We start from the raw sequence: 2,589 nt of genomic DNA, 5'->3' as shown, positions 1-2,589 counted from the left end.
GAATACGAAAAAGGATTTTCTATGCTCATGGACTTGATTGCCGTCAAGAATTCCATTTTTTCAGATGATACCAAAGAAAAGATTTTGGAAACTGAAATGAGATACCAAAAGGAACAGGATGAGGCGGTACTCAAGGCAGAACATGAAGCGGAACTAAAGCAACAACGCTTGATTAGGTACATGCTTGGTTTTGGAAGTTTAGGGCTACTTTTTGTCTTTGGTGGAATTTTTTATTTCTATCAAAAGAAAAAAGCCATCACGGTAGAATTGGACAAGGCCAATCTAAAAACTTCCTTGGCAAAAATGGAAAACCGGGCTTTGCGCAGCCAAATGAATCCTCATTTTATTTTCAATGCCCTCAACAGTATAGCTTACTATGTGCGAAATAACGAGGGAAAGGTTGCGGATGATTTTTTAGTGAAGTTTGCCAAACTGATGAGGAAGGTCTTGGAAAATAGTGAGAAGGGTGAAGTTTCATTGGCAGATGATCTCGAAACGCTCACACTTTACCTTCAATTGGAGCAGCTGCGGACCTTGAACAAGTTTAAATTCCAAATCTCCATTCATCCTGATATCGATCAGGAAGAGATTTTTGTACCGCCTTTGCTTTTACAGCCATTTGTCGAAAACAGCATTTGGCATGGCATCATGCCCAAAGACCAAAGTGGGGAGATTCAAATCAGGATATCAAAGAAAGAAGGGTTTTTGGAATGCATTGTCAGCGATGATGGTGTCGGAATCAGTCACACCCTCCAGTCTCAAATCAAAGATCCAGTGGCATCGGGACAATCAATGGGAACCCGGATTACCAAAGAGCGCCTGGATTTATTGGAAAAACAGGTGGGAAAAGCCGGGAGATTTGAATTGATTCCACTTGCACAAGGTACTATGGCAAAAATTTTTATCCCCTTGGCCCAAGACGAATTCCTTCCTTTAAACCTAACTTGATCTTTTCCATGATACCTACCTTGATCGTAGAAGATGAATTGCATGTCGCTGAAAGGCTTTCACAACTTATCCAAGAAAAGTATTTCGATGGCTTGAAATTGGTTGGTGTTGCATCTAATGTGGAGAAAGCCAATACACTTCTTTCAACATTCGGTCCAAAATTAGTTTTTTTAGACGTGGAGATCGGTCAGGAAAATGCCTTTGAATGGCTTAAAACCCTTAAGCAAATTGATTTTCACATCATTTTTACCACTGCCCATCACAAATATGCTGTAGATGCTTTCAAATGGTCAGCGATTGACTACTTGCTTAAACCAATCGATGAGGATGATTTGGCTGATGCGGTTAACAAATTTTTAAAATTCTTTCAGGCAGAAGAACAAGCCGAGAAAGTCCAAAACCTACTTCATAACATGTATTCCTTTAATCAGGCAAACAAAAGAGTGTGCATCAGTACAGGACAGGGATTGCTTTTTTTGCAGCAAAATGACATTATAAGATTTGAGAGTTCCGGCAATTATACTTACGTCTTTTTAAAAAACAAGCAAAAACTGTTGGTTTCCAAAACCCTAAAGGAATTCGATGACATACTAGGAGAATCCAGTTTTTATAGGGTTCACCAATCGCATCTGATCAATTTGGATTTTGTCAAGTATTTTGAACGTGGCAAGGGTGGTTACCTTGAGCTGACAGACGGGGCCAAAATAGAAGTCTCTGTCAGGAAAAAAGAAGGCTTTCTCGAAAAAATGATGAAAGGGTGGTAGATTGAATATTCTTGTTGAAATATAAATTTTTAAGAGAATTTCTGAATGATTTTGACTTTTGACAAAGAGATTCCCATCCAATAACCACACCTTTGCAGTCAAATATTATTTTTCAGAAATTCTCCTTGATATACAACATCACTTTTTCCATTTCCCTCCTTACTTCAGGGGCTTTGTTGAGGTAATTGTTATTCATAAAGGCAAAAGCATATACCTTTCCCGAATCTCCTTTGACATAGCCCACTAGGGCATGGTTGTTTGCTACGGTTCCCGTTTTGGCGAAAATATACGGGCTTCTTGCCTTGTAGTTGTTTTTCAACGTGCCGTTGATTCCTCCTTGTGGGAGCAATTGCATGAGTTCTTTCCTTGGAATTTCTTTTTCTATTTTGACCAAAAGGGAAACCATAGACCTCGGGGTTATCAGATTATGTCGGGAAAGACCCGAACCGTCTACCCATTTTGGATGGTCAGGGAGATCCCACAAGTAAGTCTTTTGGATATATTCTATCGCTCTTTCTGAATTCAGTTCCAAAAACTGTTTGTCAGACACCATCAAAAGCAGCTGCTCCGCAATGAAATTGTCGCTTTCCTGAAGCATCTCCTTCCAAAGTGGCTGGATTTTTCCACCATTAAAAACATGGTGTTCTTCGGGGAGACTGTCATTTACCGTCTTTACAGTTTTATTCAAAGTTTCTCCTGCAAGGGTTGCAAATAATTCCGGGGAAGTGAGAAAGGGGACTTCGGACTTGGTTTCTGTATAATTATTGGGATTGAAATAAAAGGTATTGGCATGTAGTTGTCTTTCTACCCCTTTATTTGATTTATCAAGATTGATAGCCACTTTACCAAAATAGGGGATATTGGTTTGAGGAACCCT

3 protein-coding genes are annotated in these 2,589 nt (G+C 39.5%); 2 read left to right on the top strand and 1 reads right to left on the bottom strand.

The features are described from left to right. Both ACZFYI_RS18825 and ACZFYI_RS18820 read left to right on the top strand, forming a co-directional pair. Positions 1-948, top strand: a 948-nt coding sequence (locus tag ACZFYI_RS18825; protein WP_462525660.1) for a sensor histidine kinase, incomplete at its 5' end; no start/stop codon positions are given. An 8-nt stretch (positions 949-956) separates the two neighbouring features. Further along, on the top strand, positions 957-1,712 hold the full coding sequence (locus ACZFYI_RS18820; protein WP_462525659.1) for a LytR/AlgR family response regulator transcription factor: 756 nt from the start codon (positions 957-959) through the stop codon (positions 1,710-1,712). A 112-nt stretch (positions 1,713-1,824) separates the two neighbouring features. Here ACZFYI_RS18820 and ACZFYI_RS18815 read toward each other — a convergent pair. Further along, positions 1,825-2,589: D-alanyl-D-alanine carboxypeptidase (locus ACZFYI_RS18815; RefSeq protein ID WP_462525658.1), on the bottom strand; the 765-nt coding region annotated here is incomplete at its 5' end.

Source organism: Aquiflexum sp. (genome assembly GCF_977115555.1).
Note: the sequence above shows the minus strand (reverse complement) of the source record. Positions and strands in the feature narration are given on the sequence as shown.

What these genes read in the sequence shown, in the direction of transcription:
- ACZFYI_RS18820 (WP_462525659.1), top strand. Translation starts at nt 957, where the DNA reads ATGATACCTACCTTGATCGTAGAAGATGAATTGCATGTCGCTGAAAGG.